The organism is Pseudomonas sp. Je.1.5.c (assembly GCF_051129895.1).
In the GTDB taxonomy this organism is placed as follows: domain Bacteria; phylum Pseudomonadota; class Gammaproteobacteria; order Pseudomonadales; family Pseudomonadaceae; genus Aquipseudomonas; species Aquipseudomonas urmiensis.
The window spans coordinates 1-257 of record NZ_JBCPSP010000118.1; the positions used below are offsets into that span (position 1 = coordinate 1).

Consider the following 257-nt stretch of genomic DNA (forward strand, 5'->3'; position numbering starts at 1 on the left):
CAGCCGTCCTTCTTGGCGGACGGATCGGCTTTGGCCGGGGCTTCGCTGGAGCGGGCGACCAGCTGGCCCTGGCCACTCACCGCAGTGGCCTGGCTGGTGCCGTGCGGGGCGATGTTCTGCGCCTGGGTCCTGCGGCCTTTGCGATTGGCCAGGGCGGTCAGCAGCATGCTGACCAGGTAGCCAATGCTCTGGGTGTTGCTCGGGTCGGCCAGGGCGTTGATTTTCCGGTGGGCGTTGGCGCCGATGGTTTGCGCGGT

Annotated in this window: 1 protein-coding gene; it reads right to left on the reverse strand. The window is 68.5% G+C overall.

Annotation, left to right across the window (positions count from 1 at the left end):
• Positions 1–257, reverse strand: a 257-nt coding sequence (locus AAZU54_RS27385) for a hypothetical protein (protein ID WP_434727908.1), incomplete at both ends; no start/stop codon positions are given.